This is a genomic window from Streptomyces sp. NPDC031479 (assembly GCF_055581065.1).
Window position 1 is genome coordinate 1 of sequence record NZ_JBVIKC010000058.1, and the last position, 21,985, is coordinate 21,985.

The window sequence follows — 21,985 nt, forward strand, 5'->3', positions numbered from 1 at the left end:
TTGATGCCCATGCGGCGCAGCTCGTCGAACCGTTCGCGCATGCCCTCCTTGACCACGTCCTTGAGGTGGATGACGCCCAGGACCCGGGCGCCCTTCCCGTCCTTGACGGCGACGAGCAGCGGAGTGCCGCCGGCTTCGGAGATGCGGTTGGCGAGGAGGTCGGCGTCGTCGGAGACCTGGCCGCCCTGCTCCTTGACCCAGGTGATCACCGATCCGGCCGCGCCCTTGCGGGTCAGCTTGCCGTCCACGTCCACGCCCGACATACGGGTCTGGGCGGTGAAAGCGATCCATTCGGCGTGCTCCAGCTCGCCCTGGTGGCGCTCGCGCAGCCCGTACTTAGCCTTCGCCAGGACGACGATGGAGCGGCCCTCGGGGGTCTCGTCCGCGAGGGACGACAGCTGGGCGGCGTCCGCCAGCTCGGCCTCCGTCGTGCCCTTGACGGGGACGAACTCGGCGGCCTGCCGGTTGCCGAGGGTGATGGTGCCCGTCTTGTCGAGCAGGAGGGTGGAGACGTCACCCGCGGCTTCGACGGCCCGGCCGGACATGGCCAGGACGTTGCGCTGCACGAGGCGGTCCATGCCCGCGATGCCGATGGCCGACAGGAGCGCGCCGATCGTGGTCGGGATCAGGCAGACCAGCAGCGCGGTCAGCACGATCATCGACTGCTCGGCGCCGGCGTAGATCGCGAAGGGCTGGAGGGTGACGACCGCCAGCAGGAAGACGATCGTGAGGGATGCGAGAAGGATGTTCAGCGCGATCTCGTTCGGCGTCTTCTGCCGCGCCGCGCCCTCCACCAGGGCGATCATGCGGTCGATGAACGTCTCACCGGGCTTCGTCGTGATCTTGACGACGATCCGGTCGGAGAGGACCTTCGTACCGCCGGTGACCGCGCTGCGGTCGCCGCCGGACTCCCGGATCACCGGGGCGGACTCACCGGTGATCGCGGACTCGTCGACGGAGGCGACGCCTTCGATGACGTCTCCGTCGCCGGGGATGACGTCACCGGCCTCGCAGACCACCAGGTCGCCGATCTTCAGCTCGGTGCCCGGGACCTGTTCTTCGCCCATGCCGTCTGTGGTCAGGCGGCGGGCGACGGAGTCGGTCTTGGCCTTGCGGAGGGTGTCCGCCTGGGCCTTGCCGCGGCCCTCGGCCACGGCCTCGGCGAGGTTGGCGAAGATGGTGGTCAGCCACAGCCAGGCGGTGATCGCCCAGCCGAACCAGTCCGTCGGGTCCTTCAGGGCCAGCACGGTGGTGACCACCGAGCCGACGAGGACCACGAACATGACCGGCGACTTGATCATGACGCGGGGGTCGAGCTTCTTCACCGCATCCGGGAAGGACTTCAGCAGTTGCTTGGGGTCGAACAGGCCCCCGCCGACACGGCCGGCGGGCGGCTTGTGTCCGGTGGGCAGGTTCTCGTGCGGGGCACGGGTCGGAGTGGCGGTGCTCATGATGCGAGCCCTTCGGCGAGCGGCCCCAGCGCGAGGGCGGGGAAGTAGGTCAGACCGGTGACGATGAGGATCGTGCCGACGAGGAGGCCGGTGTAGAGCGGCTTGTCGGTACGGAGCGTGCCCGCGGTCTCGGGGACGGGCTTCTGCTCGGCGAGCGAGCCGGCCAGCGCGAGGACGAAGACCATGGGCAGGAACCGGCCCAGCAGCATGGCGAGGCCGATGGTGGTGTTGAACCACTGCGTGTCGGCGTTCAGGCCCGCGAAGGCGGAGCCGTTGTTGTTGGCGCCCGAGGTGTAGGCGTAGAGGACCTCGGAAAAGCCGTGCGCCCCGGAGTTCAGCATCGAGTGCGGCGGGGTGGGCAGGGCCATGGCCGCGGCGGTGAAGCACAGCACCAGCGCCGGGGTGATGAGGATGTAGCAGGCCGCGAACTTGATCTCGCGGGTGCCGATCTTCTTGCCCAGGTACTCCGGGGTGCGGCCGACCATGAGGCCGGCGATGAACACCGCGATGATCGCCATGACCAGCATGCCGTAGAGACCGGAGCCGACACCGCCGGGGGCGATCTCGCCGAGCTGCATGCCCAGCAGTTGGATGCCGCCGCCGAGACCGGTGTAGGAGGAGTGGAAGGAGTTGACCGCGCCGGTGGAGGTGAGCGTCGTGGCGACCGAGAAGATCGCGGAGGCGCCGACGCCGAAGCGGGTCTCCTTGCCCTCCATCGCCCCGCCCGCGACCTCGAACGCCGGGCCGTGGTGGGCGAATTCGGTCCACATCATCAGGGCCGTGAAGCCGAGCCAGATCGTCGCCATCGTCGCCAGGATCGCGTAGCCCTGGCGCAGGTTGCCGACCATCCGGCCGAACGTGCGGGTGAGCGCGAACGGGATGACGAGGATCAGGAAGATCTCGAAGAGGTTGGAGAAGGGGGTGGGGTTCTCGAAGGGGTGGGCGGAGTTGGCGTTGAAGTAGCCGCCGCCGTTCGTGCCCAGCTCCTTGATGACCTCCTGGGAGGCCACCGCCCCGCCGTTCCACTGCTGCGTACCGCCCAGGAACTGGCCGACCTCGTGGATGCCGGCGAAGTTCTGGATCGCGCCGCACGCGACGAGGACGATCGCGCCGAGGACGGCGATGGGCAGGAGGATGCGGACGGTGCCGCGGACCAGGTCGGCCCAGAAGTTGCCGAGTTCACCGGTGCGGGAGCGCGCGAAGCCCCGTACCAGGGCCACCGCCACGGCCATGCCGACCGCGGCCGAGACGAAGTTCTGTACGGCGAGGCCGCCGGTCTGCACGACGTGGCCCATGGCCTGCTCGCCGTAGTACGACTGCCAGTTCGTGTTGGCCACGAAGGAGGCGGCGGTGTTGAAGGCCTGGTCGGGGTCGATCGCGGAGAAGCCGAGCGAGCCGGGCAGGATGCCCTGGGCGCGCTGGAGGGCGTAGAGGAAGAGCACACTCACCGCGGAGAAGGCGAGGACGCCGCGCAGGTAGGCGGGCCAGCGCATCTCGGCGGTCGGATTGGCGCCGATCGCCTTGTAGATCCACTTCTCCGGGCGGTAGTGCTTCTCCGAGGAGTAGACCTTGGCCATGTAGTCGCCGAGGGGGCGGTAGGCCAGCGCGAGCGCGGCGATCAGTGCGAGGAGCTGGAGCACACCAGCGAGAACGGGACTCATCGGTGGCTAGAACCTCTCCGGCTTGACGAGGGCGAGGACGAGGTATCCGAGCAGGGAGACGGCCACGGCGAGGCCGACGATGTTTTCGACGGTCACAGCTTGGCCACCCCTCGGGCGATGAGAGCCACCAGCGCGAATACCGCGACCGTGGTGACGACGAAGGCCAGATCGGCCACCGTGAGCTCCTGGATGAAGAGGGAAGAAATGAATCGGCCAGATGGCCGATGACGAGATAACCGTGTCTTCATCCCGGCGTTAAGACACCTTGATGAGGTCCATACGGGCCCGCGGGAACTCTTGACGCCGTCCTTACGGGAAGTGCCTGAAAAGGACCGGTCAGGCCTGGTGGGACAGGCCGGCCGTGTCCAGGGCGGAGCCGGCCTGCGCGGCCAGCGCGACGGCCACGAAGCGGTCCTGTTCCGGAGGCAGCGGCCCGGGGTGGGGATCCAGCAGGAAGCGGCCGTAGTAGTGTCCGCCGCCCACGACCCGGAGCTCGGTCTTGCCGTCCGGCCAGTCGGTGTACTCCGTCACCCGGCCCGGGCGGTGCAGCCAGACGCCGCCGTCATGCTCCAGACGCGGCAGGTTGCCCATCAGGGATCCGTACTCGAAGCGGCAGCCGCGCAGCTCCAGCAGCCCGACGAGCTCCCTGCGCACGTACTCGACCACCGCCTCCGGCGAGCGGCCGTCCTCGGCCAGCCGGGCGGTTCCCTCCGACCACGTTCTCCGCATCCATCTGAACCTTCCCCCATTTCCGAGGGGGTGGGGTGATGCCCCTTTCAACCCTGCCCCCGTTGGAGGTGCAGCCACCCGCCCCTGCGAGGTCTTGACGCACCTCATACGACTTTCCCGGCCGGCCATCAAGGGCGCGTGAAGACTGGCGTGGCGGTCGTATGGATAACGCCAAGAACACTGGCGATCCGGCCATGGCGTTCGGACGCTGTCCTCACTTTGTCCAACGGAGGAACAGCGAAAGATGTCGATAGACATGGGAAAGCCGAGCGCGGCAGGACAGGCCCCGGGCACGGAGGAACCTCCTGATACCGGCGTACGGACACCGGCGGCAGACGACCGCCATCGGCTGACCGCTCTCCAGGGGCTGGCCGCGCTGTCCCTGGACGCGATGGCGTCCGTGGCGTACGGGCCGGAGTCGATCGTGCTGGTCCTGGCCGCGGCCGGTGCCTACGGTTTGGGCTTCACCCTCCCCGTCACCCTGGCGATCGCCGCGCTGCTGGCGGTGCTGGTGGCCTCGTACCGGCAGGTGATCGCCGCGTTCCCGGACGGAGGCGGTTCGTACGCGGTCGCCAAGCGCCACCTGGGCCGGCGGACGAGTCTGGTCGCCGCGGCCTCGCTGATCCTGGACTACGTCCTGAACGTGGCCGTGTCCGTCACGGCCGGTGTGGCCGCCCTGACCTCGGCGTTTCCCGAGCTGTACGGGGAACGGGTATGGATCTGCCTGGGCGTCCTGGTGCTGGTCACCGCCGTGAACCTGCGCGGGGTCGTGGAATCCGCCAAGGCGTTCCTCGTGCCCACCGCCGTGTTCGTCGGGTCGATCCTCGCGATGGTCGTCGTCGGGCTCTTCCGCGACGGTCCCGTCAGCACCGCGTCCGCCACCGGGCACGCCTCGGCCCTCGGCGAGGGCGCGACCGCCGTCGGGGCGCTCCTGTTGCTGAAGGCCTTCGCCGCCGGGTGCTCGGCCCTGACCGGAGTCGAGGCGGTCGCCAATGCAGTGCCGTCCTTCCGGGCGCCGGCCGCCCGCCGGGCCCAGCGCACCGAGGTCGCCCTCGGCGCGCTCCTGGGCGTGATGCTGATCGGCCTCTCCACCCTCATCGGGCGCTTCCACCTCCAGCCGGTCGAGGGCGTCACCGTCCTCGCGCAGCTCGCGGACGCCTCCTTCGGGCACAACGCCGCCTTCTACGTGGTCCAGTTCGCCACGATGGTGCTGCTGGCGCTGGCCGCGAACACCTCCTTCGGAGGTCTGCCCGTGCTGATGAGCCTGCTGGCCCGCGACAACCACCTGCCCCACGTCTTCGCCCTCAAGGCCGATCGCCAGGTCCACCGCCACGGAGTGGTCTGGCTGGCCCTCGTCTCCGCCCTCCTGCTCGTCTTCTCCGGCGGCGACACCAACACCCTCGTCCCGCTCTTCGCGATCGGTGTCTTCGTCGGCTTCACCATCTGCCAGGTGGGCATGGTCCGGCACTGGTACGGGGAGCGGCCGCGCGGCTGGCAGGCCAAGGCGGCGCTCAACGGCTTCGGCGCTCTCCTGACGGGTGTCTCGGCCGTCGTCGTCACCGCGACCAAGTTCACCGAGGGCGCCTGGCTGATCGTCGTCGCGCTGCCGCTGCTCGTCCTCGGCTTCGAGAAGATCCACCGCGCGTACACGGAGATCGGCGAACGCCTGGAGCTCGGCCGGATCCCGCGGCCCCCGCACCGGTCCCGCTCCGTGGTCGTGGTCCCGGTCTCCGGCCTGTCCCGCCTGACCAGCCAGGCCCTCACGGCCGCCCGCTCACTCGGCGACGAAGTCCTCGCCGTGACCGTCACCCATCCGTCTCCCGAGGACCGTGATGCGGCTGAAGCCCTGAGGCGTGACTGGGAGTTGTGGAAGCCCGGCGTCGAACTGATCGAGCTCGCCTCGGAAACCCGCTCGCTCGGCCGTCCATTGTCGGCCTACGTGCGGAAGCTGACCCAGACACGTCAGGACGCGCAGGTGACCGTCCTGATCCCGGAGACCGAACCCGCCCACCTGTGGCAGCGGCTGCTCCAGAACCAGCGCGGTTCCGTCGTCGCCCACGCGGTCCGCCGCGACACCGACGCCGTGATCTGCCGGTTGCGCTTCCGCCTTACGGCCGAGGCGCGTTGACGCGCCTCTGACGGCGGATTGACGGGTCTCGTGCGCCCGCCGTCAAGGAGGTGGCAAATCCCGTGCCGGGATGGGCGCTTGAGGTGAGAGGGGCAGTAGTTTCCTGCCTGTTGCGCCGCCGGGGACCTCGCAAACACTCACATGACGGCCGAGGGGGTCCATGGAGGAAGTCCCCGGCGGCGACACCCCCTCCCGCGCTCTGGCCACGAGCTGCCAGGGCTGCCACCTCGAACCCATCCAGAAGGTCGCTTCATGCCTCCCGCCGCCGCGCAGCACGTTCCTCCGGGTCTCGGGACACCTCCGCGCACCCCGACCAACCGACCGTCCCGGAAACGCTCCGGCCAGGTGAACGTCGTGGACCCCGAGCTCCTCGCCGCCTCCGCGCGGGAGGCCGTGGGCAAGCTCCATCCCCGCGAACTCGTGAAGAAGCCGGTGCTGTTCGTCGTCGCCGTCGGATCCGTTCTGACCACGCTGTCGGCCCTCATCCACCCGTCCGTCTTCACCTGGGTGATCAGCGTCTGGCTCTGGCTGACGGTCCTGTTCGCCAACCTCGCCGAGGCCGTTGCCGAGGGCCGGGGCCGGGCTCAGGCCGAGTCGCTGCGCAAGGCGCGTACGGACACGGTCGCGGTACGGCTGAACCACTGGACGTACGGGGCGAACCTGCACCGGTCCGAGACGGAGGTGGTCACGCCGGCCGAGCTCCAACCCTTCGACTTCGTGCTCGTCGAGGCCGGAGAGCCGATCCCGGCCGACGGTGACGTGGTCGACGGGGCCGCGATGGTGGACGAGTCGGCCGTCACCGGCGAATCGGCGCCCGTACTGCGGGAATCGGGCGGTGACCGGTCCGGGGTCACCGGCGGCACGACCGTGCTGTCCGACTCGATCGTAGTACGGGTCACTTCACGTCCAGGCAACAGCTTCATCGACCGGATGATCGCCCTCGTCGAGGGCGCCACCCGGCAGAAGACCCCGAACGAGATCGCGCTGAACATCCTCCTGGCCGCTCTCACCGTCATCTTCGTCCTGGTGGTCGTCGCCATCCAGCCGATGGCCGCCTACGCGCACGCCGCGCAGTCCACGACGGTCCTGGTCGCCCTCCTCGTCACCCTCATCCCCACCACGATCGGCGCCCTCCTGTCGGCGATCGGGATTGCGGGCATGGACCGGCTCGTCCAGCGGAACGTCATCGCCATGAGCGGACGCGCCGTCGAGGCCGCCGGGGACGTGAACACCCTGCTGCTCGACAAGACCGGAACCATCACCCTCGGCAACCGTGAGGCCGCGGCCTTCGTCCCCCTGCCCGGCGTGGACCACATCAAGCTGGCGGACGCCGCTCAGCTGTCCTCGCTCGCAGACGAGACGCCCGAGGGCCGATCCGTCGTGGCCCTCGCCCGGCAGTACGGACTGCGACCGGCCACCGCCGATGACCTCAGCAACCCGCGGTTCACCGAGTTCAGCGCCCGGACCCGGATGAGCGGCGTCAACCTGAGCTGGGACAACGGTGCCGGTTGTGCCATCCGCAAGGGCGCGGTGGCGCAGGTCTGCGACTGGGTGGCGATGCGCGGCGGCACCGTACCGGCGGAAGCGGTGGCCTGGTCGGCCACCGTGTCGGAGTCCGGGGGCACGCCCCTGCTGGTGGCGGTCCACGACTGGGACGGGCCGAGGGTGCTCGGGATCATCCACCTCAAGGACGTGGTCAAGGAGGGGATCCGGGAGCGGTTCGAGGAGCTGCGCCAGATGGGGATCCGCACGGTCATGGTGACCGGCGACAACGAGCTGACGGCCCGCGCCATCGCCGAAGAGGCCGGCGTCGACGAGTACCTGGCGGAGGCCACTCCCGAGGACAAGATGGCCCTCATCAAGCGGGAGCAGGCCGGCGGCAAGCTCGTCGCCATGACCGGCGACGGCACCAACGACGCCCCTGCCCTCGCCCAGGCCGACGTGGGCGTGGCCATGAACACCGGCACCTCGGCTGCCAAGGAAGCCGGGAACATGGTCGACCTGGACTCCAACCCCACCAAGCTCATCGACATCGTCGAGATCGGCAAGCAGCTCCTCATCACCCGCGGCGCCCTGACCACCTTCTCCATCACCAACGACGTCGCCAAGTACTTCGCGATCATCCCCGCGATGTTCGCCTCTGCCTACCCGGGCCTCGAAGCCCTCAACATCATGGGACTGAGCAGCCCCCGGTCCGCGATCACCTCGGCGATCATCTTCAACGCGCTGATCATCGTCGCCCTCATCCCGCTCGCCCTGCGCGGTGTCCGCTACAAGCCCGCCTCCGCTCACGACCTGCTGCGCCGCAACCTCGGCGTCTACGGCGTGGGCGGGCTCGTGCTGCCGTTCGTCGGGATCAAGCTCATCGACCTGCTGGTCTCCTACATACCCGGCATGGGATGAGTTCCGGGCCGCCTCCTTCCCGCTGCTAGTGCGTCTTGCTAAGTACCGGTAGTCAGCGTTACGGTGTACCGGTACTCAACGACGCTTGATAGCTCAGAGGGGAGGCGTTCCGTGGCCAAGCTGCTGACCGAGATGCTCAAGGGCACGCTGGAGGGCATCATCCTCGCGTCCCTGGCCGGCAGGCCCGCCTACGGGTACGAGATCACGGCACGCCTGAGGGAGCAGGGCTTCTCGGACATCGCCGAAGGGACCGTCTACGCGCTGCTCGTCAGGATGGAGAAGCGTGGTCTCGTCGATGTGGAGAAGGTCGCCTCGGAGAAGGGGCCACCGCGCAAGGTGCACTCCCTCAACGCCCGGGGGCGGGAATACCTCGAAGAGTTCTGGAGGACCTGGAGCTTCCTCGCGGAACGACTGGAACAGCTGCGCGAAGGGGAGGGCGAGTAGTCATGTCCGACGTCGAGAAGAGCGGGATCATCGCGAGGGTGATCGGGCCCAAGAAGCGGTGGAGGGCGTACAAGGCGCGCGTCAAGGAGCTGCCCGGCGGTCACCGCGCGGCGGTCGAGGCGATCGAGCGGCACCTGATGTACTTCGTGCCGGTCGACGCCGACAGCAACGCGTCGATGTTCGAGGACCTCGCGGACCTGTTCGAACAGGCCGCCGCGGACGGCACGTCGATCCGCGAGATCGTCGGGGAGGACCCGGTGGAGTTCGCCGAGACCTTCGCGCAGAACTACTCGGACGGTGGCTACGTCCCCGCCCGTGCGCGCAAGCGGCTCACCGAGGACATCGAGCAGGCCGCAGTCGACGCGGACGGGGCGGTCTGACGGCGACGGCACGCACACGAGCTCCGTACCGGAATGGTTTCGCAGGATCCAACAGGGGGTTTCACGGTGGGACAAGGCAACAACGGCTTCTCCGAAGCAGGACTGCGCAGACTGAGCGAGGTGCTGCGGGGGCACGTGGAGTCCGGGAAGATCCCCGGACTCGTCGCCCTGGTGAGCCGGGGCGAGGAGACCCACGTCGAAGCGATCGGGACGATGCGCCACGGCGGAGGCCCGCCGATGCGCCGGGACACGATCTTCCGGATGGCCTCGACGACCAAACCGGTAGCGTCCGCCGCGGCGATGGTCCTGCTCGACGAGTGCCGAATACGGCTGGACGACCCGGTGGACCGGTGGCTGCCAGAGCTCGCCGACCGGCAGGTCATGAAGAAGGCCGACGGCCCCCTGGATGACACTGTGCCGGCCCGGCGCCCGATCACGGTGCGGGACCTGCTCACCTCCACGCTCGGGCTCGGGTTGGACATGACTGCGCCGACCTCCCCGATCATGGGCGCATTCTTCGAGCGGGGCGTGTACGGCCAGGAGGACGGGTGGCTGCTGCCGGCCCCGGAACCGGACGAGTGGATGCGACGCCTGGGCACGCTCCCGCTGATGCACCAGCCCGGGGAGCGGTGGCTGTACAACGTCGGCGACGACGTGCTCGGGGTGCTGGTGGCCAGGGTCACCGGCCGGTCGTTCGAGGCATTCCTGCGCGAGCGCGTCTTCGAGCCGCTGGGGATGAAGGACACCGGCTTCCACGTGCCCGCCGACAAGATCGACCGGCTGCCGCCCCTGTACGCTCCCGATCCGCAGACCGGCGAGTTCGTCGTGGCGGACGCGGCCGAAGGGGGACACCACAGCCGGCCCCCCGCGTTCCAGTCGGGCGGCGGTGGACTCGACTCCACCGTCGACGACTACCACGCCTACTTCCGGATGCTGCTGGGCCACGGGACGCACGGCGACCGGCGGATCCTGTCCCGGCCCGCCGTCGAGCTCATGACGACCAACCGCCTCCCCGCCGCGCAGCTGGCCGACCGGGAAGAGCGCGCCCGCGACCTCGTCCACCTGTCGCACGGCCAGGGGCAGCACGGAGGCTGGGGTTTCGGTATGGCGGTGCGCACGTACCGAGGTGACTACGCGCCCGTCGGCCAGTTCGGCTGGGACGGCGGAACGGGCACCACCACGTACGCCGACCCGGCCAACGGGCTCGTCGGCATCCTCCTCACCCAGACCGGGATGTCCACTCCTGATTCGGCGTGGGCCATCAACGATTTCTGGACCACCCTCTACCGGGCGATCGACGATTGACCTGTCGACCTGGTCGAGGTCGCCCCGGCACATCTCCACGGAAGGCCTCGACCAGGTTCGCGTCTTCGCCGCCTGCCTGTCTCCTCACCCGACGTGCGGGTTCCGCCTCCAAGCGTGAGCGCGTTCGCTACGCCATCGGAAGGAAAGGCGTTAAGAGGGCGTCAGGATTCCGTCAGGCGGGGCTATAGACGTATTGGCTGAGTTCTCGCTGCGTACGCTGGCCCAGCCGTCGACTCCGATGGCCGAATCCACGCCGTACGACAGGAGCGCCCGATCATGGCCACCCCTGCCCGCTCCTCGCGCCTGCGCGCGTGGATGCTGGAAGGCCTGACCGCCGAGAACAGTTCGCCCGCCGCCAAGGAGGCGGCGGCCCAGCCGCACGGCCGGCCGTGGTGGCGGGTGATGTGCCTGACGGGTCTGGACTACTTCTCCACCCTCGGCTACCAGCCCGGCATCGCGTTCCTCGCGGCAGGTCTGCTGTCGCCGCTGGCGACCATCGTGCTCGTGCTGCTGACCCTCTTCGGCGCGCTGCCCGTCTACCGACGGGTGGCCGAGGAGAGCCCGCACGGCGAGGGATCCATCGCCATGCTGGAGAAGCTGCTGTCGTTCTGGAAGGGGAAGCTGTTCGTCCTGACCCTGCTCGGGTTCGCGGCGACCGACTTCCTCATCACCATCACCCTCTCCGCCGCCGACGCGACCGCGCACATGGTGGAGAACCCGCACCTCACCAGCACCCTGCACGGCCACGAGGTCCTGATCACCCTGATCCTGATCGCGCTGCTCGGCGGCGTCTTCCTCAAGGGGTTCAGCGAGGCCATCGGCGTCGCCGTGGTCCTGGTGGCCACCTACCTCGGCCTGAACGTCATCGTCGTGGCGGTCGGGCTGTGGAACGTGTTCACGGAGCCGCAGGTCATCACCGACTGGACGACCGCGCTGACCGCCGAGCACGGCAACCCCTTCATGATGATCGCCATCGCGCTCGTCGTGTTCCCGAAACTCGCGCTCGGCCTGTCCGGCTTCGAGACCGGCGTCGCGGTCATGCCACACGTCGAGGGCGACCCCGCGGACACCGAGGAGAAGCCCGCCGGACGGATCCGCGGAGCCAAGAAGCTGCTGACCACGGCGGCCGTGATCATGAGTGTCTTCCTGATCTGCTCCAGCCTCATCACCACCCTGCTGATCCCGGCCGCCCAGTTCCAGCCGGGCGGCGAAGCCAACGGCCGCGCCCTGGCCTACCTGGCCCACGAGTACCTCGGCTCCGCCTTCGGCACCGTCTACGACATCTCGACCATCTGCATCCTGTGGTTCGCGGGAGCCTCCGCGATGGCCGGCCTGCTCAACCTGATGCCGCGCTACCTGCCCCGCTACGGCATGGCCCCGCAGTGGGCCCGCGCCCTGCGCCCCATGGTCATCGTCTTCACCCTCGTCGCGTTCCTCGTGACCTGGATCTTCAACGCCGACGTCGACGCCCAGGGCGGCGCCTACGCCACGGGCGTCCTGGTCCTGATCACCTCGGCGGCGGTCGCGGTGACCATCGCGGCCCGCCGGGCCGGGGAACGGGGCTGGACCATCGGCTTCGGCATCATCTCGGCCGTCTTCATCTACACCACCGCCGTCAACGTCGTGGAGCGCCCGGACGGCGTGAAGATCGGTGCCTGCTTCATCGGCGGCATCATGGCGCTCTCCCTCCTCTCGCGCCTGGCCCGGGTCTTCGAGCTGCGCGTCACGCACATCGAGTTCGACGACATGGCGCAGCGGTTCATCCGCGACACCGCCAACCGCACGATCCGGTTCATCGCCAACGAGCCCGACAATCGGGACCTGGAGGAGTACCGGCAGAAGAAGGCACAGATCCGCGCGGACAACGACATCCCGGCCGAGGACGACGTCGTGTTCGTCGAGGTCACGGTCCTGGACGCCTCCGAATTCGAGTCCGGCATGCGCGTACGCGGCGAAGTCCTCCACGACCGCTACCGAGTCCTCACCCTGGAGAGCTCCAGCATCCCCAACGCCCTTGCCGCCCTCCTGCTCCACGTCCGCGACGAGACCGGCCAACGGCCCCACATCTACTTCGAGTGGACCGAGGGCAACCCGATGGCCAACTTCTTCCGGTTCTTCCTCTTCGGCCAGGGCGAGGTCGCCCCCGTCACCCGCGAGGTCATCCGCGAAGCCGAACCGGACCGCAGCCGCCGCCCGCACGTGCACGCCGGCTGACGGGCGGCGCAAGGAAGCCGACAGGACGTGGTCGTACGGGGTGCGGCCGCGGAGGCGCGGCCGATCAGCCGGGGTTCTTCTGGCGGCCGTCCGGCCCGATGGTGGCGGCGATGCGGGCGATCTCCGAAGGGCTGTCGATCACGATCCGGCCGCCCCCCAGGCGGCCGCCGGCCGCGAGCCGGGTCGTGGAAGCCGGCCAGACGGAGAGGTCTTCCGTACCCGATGCCGAGGCCGAAATGACAGCGGTGGTCATCGCACGGGGTCTCCCTTCTCACGCGGCCGAGGCCGAAGAGGCTCGCCGAGGCTTCGGGGCGAGCGCGGGGGAACCACTGGTGACGGACCGGGTGACCGCGGGTGCGGTGAACGTCGGATCCACGGTCAGCAGTTCCACCCCGAGCGGTTCGGACATCGCCCGGAGCGCCCGCTCGGAGATCCTGATCCACGGGTGCTCCGCGCCGAGCGTGGCCGTCAGTCGGTCAGGGTCTGTGAACCCGACCGCGGTCCGCGCACCCAGCGGGGTGCGGAACAGGCGGACCACCACCTCGGCAGTTCCCGGCCGGACGGGCACGTGGAGCAGTCCGGCCGGGACGCGTTCCTCGGGCTCGGGGTCGTCGTCGTACTGGAACAGGCACATGGGGCCCTCCTGGGGGAGCCGTGAGCGGAGAAGGATGGTGCCCCGGGTGCGGGGAGGCGGCCCGGGGCGGCCACTCGAAAGCTGTCCCCGTGGTCCGCCTCTGACGGGATCTTGACGGTGCAGGCCGGTTCATAGGGAGTGCTGACGGCCGGGGACGCGAGGCGTCAGCAACGCGTCAGAATCGCGGCCGACCGCGGCGGAGCGGCTTCGGAGGGTCGAGCTGTGCGCCGTGCCGGCGTGGCAGGCTCCGGACGGCGGGAGCCGTGCTCGTCGACGTCGCACGCGACCCGGACGACCTGCTCGCGGTCGGCTCGGGCCCACGCGGACCGCTCCGCCCCTCCACAGCCCGCTACGTCCTCGCGCACGCGCCCTGTCCCGTGCTGACCGTACCCCCGTCCCCGCTCCAGGCCACGTAGGAAGCGGCCCACCGCCGCAGCTCCGGTATTTCGTCGCCAGCGACCTGATCAGAGGGCTGGATCGTGGCCTGTGGCACATTGCCATTCTCGGTAGGCGGCAAGAGCGGTGGGGAGGGTCGGGAAGATGCGCTCCGGGCCGATCTTCGCTGTCAGCCCGTAGGCGTCGAGAGGACGGCGCAGGTCCTGCTTGACGCGGGCGAGGGCGAACACGATGTCCCGTTGGCTGAGTTCGGCGCGCAGGGCCTCGACGGCATCGAGGGCGGTGATGTCGACCTCGACGTTGGCCTCGGTGTTCAGGATGAACCAGTGCAACGGTTCGTCCTGGGCTGCGACCGAGGCCAGGGCCCGGCGGCGGAAGTCCTCGGCGTTGGCGAAGAACAACGGTGAGTCGTAGCGGTAGATGAGGAGACCGGGAATCGTGCGGGCACTCGGGTAGTCGTCGATGTCGTGCATACCGGCCAAGCCCGGGACGATTCCCTCGACGGCGTCGTGAGGCCGGGCGACCCTCGTGAGTAGTTCGGCGACGGACAGCGCCACGGCGAGGAGCACGCCGTACAGGATGCCGAGGGCGAGTACGCCGAGACCACAGCCGAGGGCGAGCAGGAACTCGCGGCGACGGAAGGCTGCCAGCCTGCGGAACTCGCCCACCTCGACCAGGCGTACGGCGGCGTAGACGACGATGGCGCCGAGGGCGGCGGTGGGGGTGTGGGTGAGCAGCCGGCCGAGGAAGAGGAGCACGGCGGCCACGCAGGCGGCGCCGACGAGGGAGTACACCTGGGTACGGGCTCCGGTGGAGTCCGCGAGGGCGGTGCGGCTGGCACTGCTGCTGACCGGGAAGCCGTGCAGGATTCCGGCGCCGAGGTTCGCCGTGCCGAGGGCCAGGAGCTCGCGGTTGGCGTTCAGGGGGTGTGGATCGTCGTGCCGGGAGAAGGCGCGTGCGGTCAGGATGACGTCGGTGTAGCCGACGAGCAGAACGCCGAGAGCAGGCAGGACCAGGCCGGCGAGGTCAGCCGGCCGGGGCAGGGCGAAGCCCGGCAAGCCGGTCGGGACCGCGCCGATGACGTCGATTCCCCGGTCCTCGTCCAGTGCGAAGACCGCCACCACCGCCGTGGCGAGGACGAGGACGACGAGCGGTCCGGGAAGAGCCCGCCACAGCAGAGGCAGGGTGAACAGCAAGAGCAGGCAGCCCGCGGCCATCGCGGTCGTGGGCCAGTGCAGGTTGCCGAGGTGACGGAGGAACGAGTAGAGCTGGGGGAAGAACCCCGATCCGCTCCCGCTGGTCCCGGTGAGGCGGGGCAGCTGATCCACGATCATGATGAACGCGACACCGGCCAGATAGCCGACGAGCACGGGCCTGGAGAGAAGGTCGGCCAGGAAGCCGAGCCGGACCGCCCATGCGGCCAGACAGAGCAGGCCGACGATCACGGCCAAAGCTGCGGCGAGCGCCGCGTAGCGCGTGGGGTCGCCGGCTGCGAGCGGCCCGACGGCCACAGCGGTCATGAGGGCGGTGGTCGACTCCGGTCCGACGGACAGCAGGCGCGAGGTGCCGCTCAGCGCGTAGAGGACCAAGGCCGGCAGGACGGCCCACAGGCCTACGACCGGAGGTAGCCCGGCCACACCTGCGTAAGCCATGACCTGCGGCACCAGGTAGGCGGCGACCGTAACCCCGGCCAGGACATCGCCCCGTAGCCAGCCCGTCCGGTAGCCGCGGAAGGCGGGCGGGATCGCAGTGATCCGGCCGTGCTTCGGCATGGCACCTCCGGGACTCACGCGGGCTTGTGCCTCACCATCGTGCCGGGCGGAGGGCCGCAGGGCGGTGAAGGGCGCGAGTGGGCGGACCGCTACCGGCTGCTCTCCCGAAGACGGAAGCCGGTGACCAGGTCGGGCCTGATCCGGATGGCGCCCGATGCGGCGCCCTCGACCCACGGCTGGAGGAGGTGCGCGTAACGTTCGACCTCGCTGGGGGCGGTTACGGCGGTGGCGTAGCCGGTGGCGACCACGCTCCACCCCAGCTGCTCGCCTTGATTGATGACATCGGCTTCGTAGGCGACGACCACGTCGGCAGCCCCTTGGGCCGCGAGCAAGGATGCCAGTGTCGAATAGTCCTGGACACGGACGATGATGTCGCCGTCGTCGAGGAGGTGGTTGACCGGGCGCACGTCGGGCAGCGCGTGACGGGTGAACACGATCCGGCCCAGTTCGACGGTGCCCAGCAGGTGCAGCGCCTCGTCGGCACTGAGCTCTTCCATGTGCCGTCCCGGCATGGTGACGGCAGGTGAGCTGGTGGCCGTACCGGCCGGGTCGTTCTTCATCGTGGGCATCCTTGGTCAAGCGGGCGGGACGCCGGTGCCGTCGCCCGCTGTCGGCTTCTCACAGGGGCGTGGACCCAGGGGTATGGCTCCGCAGCACCGCGAGCCGCCGGCCGTATTCCTCGTCATCCATCTCGCCTTTGGCGAACCGTTCCGCCAGGAGCCTCTCGGCGCCCTTGTCGGAGGCTGGGTACGGCGCAGGGGCTGTGGGCCCGTCCGCACCGTCCTGCCTGAGGGCGCGGACCACGAGGACGGCCGCTGCGATGATCAGGGTCCAGACGATCAGCGTGGTGAGGGACATGGCGAACCATCCCCAGGCCCACATGTCATGTCCATTCCAGTACATCGCGCACCTCCCGGTCGGGCGGGGCCGACGGCCGCGAGTCGGCCATCTGCTGCCAGGATCTGCGTCTGCACCGGACTCCGGCATGGGCCGGTCGGCCCACACACGGGACCACAGGGCCCATGCCCACGACCCGGCGGATCGCCAAGACTGAAGACGGAATCGAACAGGAGGCCGTTCATGAGCACCCCCTCACCCACCCGCATCTCCGAGGCGCTGCCTGCCGACTGCCGTTCCCGGCTGATGGAACTGGCCCAGGAGGTCGACTTCGCCGAGGGCGCGCGCCTCTTCCGCGAGGGCGGCCGCGCCGATCGGTTCTGGATCGTCCGGACCGGCACCGTCGCCCTGGACGTCCACGTGCCCGGGCGGCGTGCCGCCGTCATCGAGAGCCTCGGCGCTGGTCAGCTGGTCGGCTGTTCGTGGCTCTTCAAGCCGTACGCCTGGCGCCTGGGCGCCGAGGCTATGTCGCCCGTCCGCGCGTACGAGTTCGAAGCGGCGCGCGTACGGATGCTGATGGACGAGGACGCCGCCTTCGGCTCTGCCCTGGGCCACTGGGTCGGGCAGGTCCTCGCCAACCGGCTGCAGGCCGCCCGCGTGCGCCTTCTCGATCTGTACGCACCCTATGGGAGCGGCAGCTTCCTCTGATCGTCCTTACGCCGAAGGAGCTGGTCATGCCCGCATTCCGCTACACCGTCAGTGACGTCATGACGCATACAGCGGTCTTCTCATCGGCCACCGGGTGCGTGGTGAGCCTTCCTGCGACAATTCTGATGTGAACGCTATGGACCGGACCGAGCCGGGGGCGATCATGTCCGACGATCCGAACGCCTCCGCTGAGGCGCCGATCACGGTGTTCCTCCTCGATGACCACGAGGTGGTCCGGCGCGGGCTGCGAGATCTTCTGGACGCAGAGCCGGATATCACCGTGGTGGGCGAAGCCGGCACGGCTGAGCAGGCGCTCGCCCGCGGGCCGGCCCTCCGCCCGGACGTCGCCGTACTGGACGTGCGGCTGCCTGACGGCGACGGCATCAGCGTCTGCCGCGAGCTGCGCTCACGCATGCCGGGTCTCACCTGCCTGATGCTGACTTCGTTCGACGACGAGGACGCCCTGCTGGACGCGATCATGGCAGGGGCCGCCGGCTACGTCCTGAAGCAGATCAAGGGATCCGACCTCGTCTCGGCGGTGCGAACGGTCGCCACCGGCCAGTCCATGCTCGACCCCGCGACCACCGCCCGCCTGATGCACTCCCTGCGCGACCCGGAGGCGGCGAAGGCCCCGGAGGACGCCCGCCTGGCGGCTCTGTCCGAACGGGAGCGGGCCGTCCTGGAACTCATCGGCGAGGGACTCACGAACCGGCAGATCGCCAAGCAGCTCTACCTGTCCGAGAAGACGGTCAAGAACCACATCTCCCGACTGCTGGGCAAGCTCGGAGTGGAGCGGCGGGTTCAGGCAGCCGTGATCGCCGCCCAGGTCCACGAGCACGACGCCGGGACGACCAGAGCGTAGGCACGCCGGGGCCGGTCACTGCGGCGGCTGGACGAGAGGTACCCGCCACTCCAGGCGAGTGCCCGGCTCCCCGCCGCCCCGCGCTGCGACGTCCATCTGACCGCGGAGTCCGGCAGCGCGTTCTGCCAGGTTCCGCAGTCCGCTGCGCCGGCCGCCCGCAGGCAGGCCCATGCCGTTGTCGGTCACGGTGACGGTCAGGTTTCCGTCGGCTGCGGCGATCGAGACCTCCGCGCGCGTGGCCTCGGCGTGGCGGGCGACGTTGGTGAGTGCTTCCCCCACCACGGCGAGGGCCTCGTCCGCGACGGACGGCGGTACGTCGGTGTCGATCAGTCCCTCCGTCCGCAGGGCCGGGGCGAAGCCGAGCGCCGCCGAGGCCTCGTCCAGGGCCTGGACCAGACGGGAGCGCATCTTGGACGCCTCGCCGGGGGCCTCGTGCTCGCGAAGTCCGAAGATGGTCGATCGGATGATCTTGATAGTGGTGTCCAAGTCGTCCACGGCACGCGCGAGGCGCTCGGACGCCTGGGGGTGGTCGACGAAGCGCTGGGCGCTCTGGAGGGTCATGCCGGTGGCGAAGAGGCGCTGGATGGCCAGGTCGTGCAGGTCACGGGCGATGCGGTCGTGGTCCTCCAGCAGGCTCATCTGCTCGGCGTCGCGGCGGCGGTCGGCGAGCTCCAGCGCGAGGGCGGCCTGGCCCGCGAACCCGGGAAGCGCGGCGACTTCGGCGATTGCGAACACGGGGCGACCGTGGCTGCGGGCCAGGATCAGGACGCCGCTCAGTCTTTCCTTGGTGCCGACGGTGACGGCGACCGCCGGGCCGAAGCCCGTCCACCTCTCCGGTTGCACGGTGACGCGCTCGTCGGTCGCCACGTCGGTGACCGTGATGAAGCCGTCGCGAGCCAGCGCGGCCTCGGCGAGAGTGCCCTGGACGCTGGGCAGGATGATGCCGCGGTGCGCCTCGGCTCCCTCTCCGAGAGCGAGGGAGCCCCTGAGTTCACCGCCGGGGCCGAGCAGGTAGAAGGCGCCCATGTCCGCGCGCGTGATGTCCTTGGCCCGCTCCAGCATGCCCTGGAGGACCTCGTCCTCGGCCGCTCCGGAGAGCAGAGCGCTGGTGATGTCGGAGCTGGCTTCCAGCCAGCGCTCGCGCAGCCGGACCTCCTCGAAGAGCCGGGCGTTCTCGATGGCGATGCCGGCCGCGACGGCGAGGGTGGACAGGACCGCCTCGTCCTCGGCGTCGAATTCGGCCCCGCCGCGTTTCTCGGTCAGGTAGAGGTTGCCGAAGACCTCTTCGCGGACCCGGATCGGGACGCCGAGGAAGGAGTGCATCGGGGGGTGGTGGTCCGGGAACCCGTACGAGGCAGGATGCTCGGACAGCTCCGAGAGCCGCAGCGGCTCGGGGTGGCGGATCAGTTCGCCGAGGATGCCGTGGCCGGAGGGCAGGTCCCCGATCTGTGCGCGGAGACCGTCGCTGATGCCGACGGGAAGGAACTCGGCCAGCCTTTTGTCGTCCCCGATGACGCCGAGGGCCCCGTACTCGGCGTCCACGAGCACCACCGCGGCTTCGACGATGCCGCGGAGCACCTGCGGCAGGTCGAGTTCCCGGCCCACCGACATGACGGCCTCGAGCAGACCGTTCAGCCGGTCCCGCGTGCCCCTGACCTCATCGATGCGTACCTGGAGTTCGTCGAGCAGCTCGTCCAGCCGCAGCCGCGGAACATTACTTCGGGCGGGCGGATCACCTGGGCTCATGCCCCACCTCCGGCCGGCGACGTGGCGAGAGGGCCACCGTTTCCACGGTATCTCCGGCCGGGGAGCCTTCCCACTCAGCGAGAGGCGATTGCGCCGTACGGCCTCGCATCGTGGCGCGACGTACCGGGGCCGTCGTGCGGGTGCCTGATGTGGGCGTCCGGGCCGGGGAAGAACACGGTGGTGCGGCCGGTGTCGGACCAGCGCACGTCGTACGGCGGCGTGCCGTCCTCATGGTGCAGGGCGATGACTTCGCCGTCACGGCCGGGCGTGCCGACGGTCGGGCCGCCCACGACGATCCGGTCGCCCACCTCGGCGTGGATTCCGTGCCCGTACGCAGGTGAGTGCGCGTTCATGGTCATGCCTTTCTGTGGAATGCGCCCCGCAGGAGCCGGGCGGTGACGAATGCGGCGAGGGCAGCGGCGGTGGCGAGCCCGACTCCGGACCGGCCCACGGCCTCGGTCTCCAGCAGCGACTGCAGAGCGGGGACGTGCAGGGCTGCCAGGGCCAGCAGGGCGGAGCCCGCCACCGAGGCGGGGAGGAAGAGGTTCTTCCTGGTCAGCAGCCGGGTCCGCAGCCCCAAGGCCGCTCCCAGCTGGGCGCCGAGGAGGGCGAGGAAGAGCACGCTCTGCCAGGGCAGGCCCGTCGCGCGCGCGGCAAGGGCGGCGAGCAGACTGGCGGCTGTCACGGCCGAGGCCAGGAGCAGCAGCCGCTGCCATGCCCCCGCAGCCAGGATGTGCTGTTCCGGCGGTCGGGGCGGGCGCCGCATTGCCGCAGGTGCGGCGGGCTCGGCGCCCATGGCGACGCCGATGTCGGCCTGGCGCAGGGCGGGGCCGTCGTTGACGCCGTCCCCGGTCATGGCGGTCACGGCGCCCCGGGCACGCCAGGCGTGGACGATGTCCAGCTTCTGCTGCGGATCGGTCCGGGCGAAGACGCGGACCCCTGTCAGGTCGGTGTCCGGTTTTGCGGCCAGCTCGGGCCCGGTGACGACCGCATCGGCGGGACCGTCCTCGACGAGCCCGATGCGTACGGCGATTGCGTGGGCGGTCGCGGGGTGGTCGCCGGTGATCATGACCGGAGTGATGCCGGCGGCTCGGCAGGCTGCCAGGGTGCCTGCGGCTGCCGCTTTCGGCGGATCGCTGATGGCGATCAGGCCGAGAAGGCCCAGTCCGTGTTCCGCGTCCGCGGCGGGCAGGCTCCAGTGGAGCCGTTCGGCCCCTGCCACCGCCAGCACCCTGAAACCGTGTGCGGCCAGCTCGGCGGCCTGCCGGCGGGCCTGGCCCAGGACCTCGGACGGCTCGGCGAGCACCGTGGGAGCCAAGACCGCCTCGGGTGCCCCTTTGAGGCAGACCAGGACGTTGCCGTCGGGCAGATGGTGGAGGGTGCTCATCCGTTTACGCGAGCTGTCGAATGGTGCTTCTCCGATCCGGGGACAGGCCCGGTGCAGCTCGGCAGGGTCCGGGCAGCCCGCCTTGGCAGCGGCTGCCAGAAGGGCGGCCTCCATGGGATCGCCCACGGCCGCCCACACGTCATGGCCGCTCCGTGGCGGTTCCAGGCTCGCGTCGTTGCACAGGGCCGCCGTCGTGAGCAGCTCTTGCAGCGGGCGAAGCTGCTCGGGCGTCAGGGAGCGTCCGGAACGGGTCAGGGTTCCGTGGGGGTCGTATCCGCTGGCGGACACGGCTGCTGCTCCCGACGGCGTACACACGTGCTGGACGACCATGCGGCCTTCGGTGAGGGTGCCGGTCTTGTCTGTGGCCAGCACGCTCACCGAGCCCAGCGTCTCGACCGCCGGCAGGCGTCGGACCAGGGCGCCGCGAGCAGCCATGCGACGGGCCCCGAGGGCGAGTGCGAGGGTGACGACGGCGGGCAGGGATTCGGGCACCGCGGCGACGATGTCCCCCTCGCTCAGCAGCAGGCTGTCACCGGGCACTACGAGCGCTGCCGCGACCTCGTAGGCGGCACCGTCACGCCGTACCCGGGCGTGAGGGGCCGAGAGAGCGGAGAGCGCCGCGACCGCGCGGTCCGCCCGGACTTCCTGGGTTACTCCCACGGTCGTGTTGAAGACGACCACCAGACCGATGACGACGGCGTCCGGGTGGTCACCGATCGCGATGGTCAGGAGTGCGGCGCCGAGCAGCACCATGATCAGCGGATCGCGCAGCTGCGCCAGCACCCGACGGTGGAAGGGCGTGGGCCTCGGGGGTGCCACTTCGTTGCGGCCATACCGGGCCAGTCGGCGTTCGGCCTCGGCCTGCGTCAGCCCTGTCGGGGCCGAGGAGCCGACGGACGGCGTGTCGATCGCGCGGCTGGTCATCGCG

Annotated in this window: 21 protein-coding genes and 1 pseudogene; 9 read left to right on the forward strand and 13 right to left on the reverse strand. The window is 70.0% G+C overall.

Annotated features, from left to right (window positions below):
• From kdpB (ACZ5D2_RS36580) to ACZ5D2_RS36600, 5 genes are all read right to left on the reverse strand, one after another.
• Positions 1-1,451: potassium-transporting ATPase subunit KdpB (gene kdpB / locus ACZ5D2_RS36580; RefSeq protein WP_468935560.1), on the reverse strand; the 1,451-nt coding region annotated here is incomplete at its 3' end.
• Positions 1,448-3,112 carry a potassium-transporting ATPase subunit KdpA gene (gene kdpA, locus ACZ5D2_RS36585; RefSeq protein ID WP_371675461.1) on the reverse strand — a complete coding sequence of 555 codons (1,665 nt, stop codon included), beginning with the start codon at positions 3,110-3,112 and terminating at the stop codon, positions 1,448-1,450. The genes kdpB (ACZ5D2_RS36580) and kdpA, both read right to left, overlap by 4 nt.
• Before the next feature lie 6 nt (positions 3,113-3,118).
• Positions 3,119-3,208, reverse strand: coding sequence for a K(+)-transporting ATPase subunit F (gene kdpF, locus ACZ5D2_RS36590; RefSeq protein ID WP_114055407.1), 90 nt, complete (start codon positions 3,206-3,208; stop codon positions 3,119-3,121).
• Positions 3,205-3,360, reverse strand: a complete 156-nt coding sequence (locus ACZ5D2_RS36595; protein ID WP_371675460.1) for a hypothetical protein — start codon at positions 3,358-3,360, stop codon at positions 3,205-3,207. Before ACZ5D2_RS36595 ends, kdpF begins: the two co-directional genes overlap by 4 nt.
• Positions 3,361-3,448: 88 nt before the next feature.
• Positions 3,449-3,841 (reverse strand): hypothetical protein, encoded by a 393-nt coding sequence (locus tag ACZ5D2_RS36600; RefSeq protein WP_371675459.1) that lies wholly within the window; start codon positions 3,839-3,841, stop codon positions 3,449-3,451.
• 244 nt (positions 3,842-4,085) lie between these two features.
• On the opposite strand from ACZ5D2_RS36600, the gene ACZ5D2_RS36605 reads away from it, so the two are divergent.
• The 6 genes from ACZ5D2_RS36605 (at position 4,086) to ACZ5D2_RS36630 (ending at position 12,715) form a co-directional block, all read left to right on the forward strand.
• Entirely contained in the window at positions 4,086-5,969 is a 1,884-nt protein-coding gene (locus tag ACZ5D2_RS36605; protein WP_371675458.1) for an APC family permease, read from the forward strand.
• Between the two features lie 252 nt (positions 5,970-6,221).
• Positions 6,222-8,372, forward strand: coding sequence for a potassium-transporting ATPase subunit KdpB (gene kdpB / locus ACZ5D2_RS36610; protein ID WP_371675457.1), 2,151 nt, complete (start codon positions 6,222-6,224; stop codon positions 8,370-8,372).
• Between the two features lie 111 nt (positions 8,373-8,483).
• Complete coding sequence (locus tag ACZ5D2_RS36615; protein ID WP_371675456.1) at positions 8,484-8,816, forward strand: PadR family transcriptional regulator; 333 nt, start codon at positions 8,484-8,486, stop codon at positions 8,814-8,816.
• 2 nt (positions 8,817-8,818) lie between these two features.
• Positions 8,819-9,196 carry a DUF1048 domain-containing protein gene (locus tag ACZ5D2_RS36620; protein ID WP_371675455.1) on the forward strand — a complete coding sequence of 126 codons (378 nt, stop codon included), beginning with the start codon at positions 8,819-8,821 and terminating at the stop codon, positions 9,194-9,196.
• A gap of 66 nt (positions 9,197-9,262) precedes the next feature.
• Complete coding sequence (locus ACZ5D2_RS36625; RefSeq protein WP_468935569.1) at positions 9,263-10,501, forward strand: serine hydrolase domain-containing protein; 1,239 nt, start codon at positions 9,263-9,265, stop codon at positions 10,499-10,501.
• Between the two features lie 276 nt (positions 10,502-10,777).
• The gene (locus ACZ5D2_RS36630; RefSeq protein WP_371675453.1) at positions 10,778-12,715 is read left to right on the forward strand and encodes an APC family permease; all 1,938 of its coding nucleotides are present in this window, start codon (positions 10,778-10,780) and stop codon (positions 12,713-12,715) included.
• A 64-nt stretch (positions 12,716-12,779) separates the two neighbouring features.
• On the opposite strand, the gene ACZ5D2_RS36635 is transcribed toward ACZ5D2_RS36630, so the two are convergent.
• Entirely contained in the window at positions 12,780-12,968 is a 189-nt protein-coding gene (locus ACZ5D2_RS36635; RefSeq protein WP_371681425.1) for a hypothetical protein, read from the reverse strand.
• An 18-nt stretch (positions 12,969-12,986) separates the two neighbouring features.
• A complete protein-coding gene (locus tag ACZ5D2_RS36640; protein WP_371675452.1) occupies positions 12,987-13,349 on the reverse strand; it encodes an SAV_915 family protein in 363 nt (120 codons plus the stop codon).
• 263 nt (positions 13,350-13,612) lie between these two features.
• Between ACZ5D2_RS36640 and ACZ5D2_RS36645 the strand changes: the two genes are divergently transcribed.
• Positions 13,613-13,765, forward strand: a complete 153-nt coding sequence (locus ACZ5D2_RS36645) for a universal stress protein (RefSeq protein WP_371675451.1) — start codon at positions 13,613-13,615, stop codon at positions 13,763-13,765.
• 48 nt (positions 13,766-13,813) lie between these two features.
• On the opposite strand, the gene ACZ5D2_RS36650 is transcribed toward ACZ5D2_RS36645, so the two are convergent.
• The 3 genes from ACZ5D2_RS36650 to ACZ5D2_RS36660 form a co-directional block, all read right to left on the reverse strand.
• Complete coding sequence (locus tag ACZ5D2_RS36650) at positions 13,814-15,517, reverse strand: SulP family inorganic anion transporter (RefSeq protein WP_371675450.1); 1,704 nt, start codon at positions 15,515-15,517, stop codon at positions 13,814-13,816.
• Positions 15,518-15,606: 89 nt separating this feature from the next.
• The gene (locus tag ACZ5D2_RS36655) at positions 15,607-16,077 is read right to left on the reverse strand and encodes a pyridoxamine 5'-phosphate oxidase family protein (protein ID WP_371675449.1); all 471 of its coding nucleotides are present in this window, start codon (positions 16,075-16,077) and stop codon (positions 15,607-15,609) included.
• Positions 16,078-16,135: 58 nt separating this feature from the next.
• Entirely contained in the window at positions 16,136-16,375 is a 240-nt protein-coding gene (locus ACZ5D2_RS36660) for an SHOCT domain-containing protein (RefSeq protein ID WP_371675448.1), read from the reverse strand.
• Between the two features lie 222 nt (positions 16,376-16,597).
• Here ACZ5D2_RS36660 and ACZ5D2_RS36665 point away from each other — a divergent pair, with 222 nt between their 5' ends.
• Positions 16,598-17,062: a Crp/Fnr family transcriptional regulator gene (locus ACZ5D2_RS36665; RefSeq protein WP_371675447.1), complete on the forward strand. Its 465-nt coding sequence runs from the start codon at positions 16,598-16,600 to the stop codon at positions 17,060-17,062.
• Positions 17,063-17,225: 163 nt separating this feature from the next.
• Positions 17,226-17,924 carry a response regulator gene (locus tag ACZ5D2_RS36670; protein ID WP_371681088.1) on the forward strand — a complete coding sequence of 233 codons (699 nt, stop codon included), beginning with the start codon at positions 17,226-17,228 and terminating at the stop codon, positions 17,922-17,924.
• Positions 17,925-17,939: 15 nt separating this feature from the next.
• On the opposite strand, the gene ACZ5D2_RS36675 is transcribed toward ACZ5D2_RS36670, so the two are convergent.
• The 3 genes and pseudogenes from ACZ5D2_RS36675 to ACZ5D2_RS36685 all read right to left on the reverse strand — a co-directional run bounded on the left by ACZ5D2_RS36675 (position 17,940) and on the right by ACZ5D2_RS36685 (position 21,981).
• A complete protein-coding gene (locus ACZ5D2_RS36675) occupies positions 17,940-19,670 on the reverse strand; it encodes a sensor histidine kinase (RefSeq protein ID WP_371675446.1) in 1,731 nt (576 codons plus the stop codon).
• A gap of 140 nt (positions 19,671-19,810) precedes the next feature.
• Positions 19,811-19,990 (reverse strand): annotated as a pseudogene (locus ACZ5D2_RS36680) (DUF1918 domain-containing protein); the annotation flags it as partial.
• 35 nt (positions 19,991-20,025) lie between these two features.
• Positions 20,026-21,981, reverse strand: coding sequence for a cation-translocating P-type ATPase (locus ACZ5D2_RS36685; protein ID WP_468935578.1), 1,956 nt, complete (start codon positions 21,979-21,981; stop codon positions 20,026-20,028).
• Positions 21,982-21,985: the final 4 nt, after the last annotated feature.

Bases quoted from the DNA above. Each gene is read 5' to 3' on its own strand.
- kdpA (WP_371675461.1), bottom strand. From the start codon at position 3,112: ATGAGTCCCGTTCTCGCTGGTGTGCTCCAGCTCCTCGCACTGATCGCC.
- ACZ5D2_RS36595 (WP_371675460.1), bottom strand. From the start codon at position 3,360: ATGAAGACACGGTTATCTCGTCATCGGCCATCTGGCCGATTCATTTCT.
- ACZ5D2_RS36600 (WP_371675459.1), bottom strand. From the start codon at position 3,841: ATGCGGAGAACGTGGTCGGAGGGAACCGCCCGGCTGGCCGAGGACGGC.
- ACZ5D2_RS36605 (WP_371675458.1), top strand. From the start codon at position 4,086: ATGTCGATAGACATGGGAAAGCCGAGCGCGGCAGGACAGGCCCCGGGC.
- kdpB (WP_371675457.1), top strand. From the start codon at position 6,222: ATGCCTCCCGCCGCCGCGCAGCACGTTCCTCCGGGTCTCGGGACACCT.
- ACZ5D2_RS36620 (WP_371675455.1), top strand. From the start codon at position 8,819: ATGTCCGACGTCGAGAAGAGCGGGATCATCGCGAGGGTGATCGGGCCC.
- ACZ5D2_RS36630 (WP_371675453.1), top strand. From the start codon at position 10,778: ATGGCCACCCCTGCCCGCTCCTCGCGCCTGCGCGCGTGGATGCTGGAA.
- ACZ5D2_RS36635 (WP_371681425.1), bottom strand. From the start codon at position 12,968: ATGACCACCGCTGTCATTTCGGCCTCGGCATCGGGTACGGAAGACCTC.
- ACZ5D2_RS36640 (WP_371675452.1), bottom strand. From the start codon at position 13,349: ATGTGCCTGTTCCAGTACGACGACGACCCCGAGCCCGAGGAACGCGTC.
- ACZ5D2_RS36650 (WP_371675450.1), bottom strand. From the start codon at position 15,517: ATGCCGAAGCACGGCCGGATCACTGCGATCCCGCCCGCCTTCCGCGGC.
- ACZ5D2_RS36655 (WP_371675449.1), bottom strand. From the start codon at position 16,077: ATGAAGAACGACCCGGCCGGTACGGCCACCAGCTCACCTGCCGTCACC.
- ACZ5D2_RS36660 (WP_371675448.1), bottom strand. From the start codon at position 16,375: ATGTCCCTCACCACGCTGATCGTCTGGACCCTGATCATCGCAGCGGCC.
- ACZ5D2_RS36665 (WP_371675447.1), top strand. From the start codon at position 16,598: ATGAGCACCCCCTCACCCACCCGCATCTCCGAGGCGCTGCCTGCCGAC.
- ACZ5D2_RS36670 (WP_371681088.1), top strand. From the start codon at position 17,226: ATGTCCGACGATCCGAACGCCTCCGCTGAGGCGCCGATCACGGTGTTC.
- ACZ5D2_RS36675 (WP_371675446.1), bottom strand. From the start codon at position 19,670: ATGAGCCCAGGTGATCCGCCCGCCCGAAGTAATGTTCCGCGGCTGCGG.
- ACZ5D2_RS36685 (WP_468935578.1), bottom strand. From the start codon at position 21,981: ATGACCAGCCGCGCGATCGACACGCCGTCCGTCGGCTCCTCGGCCCCG.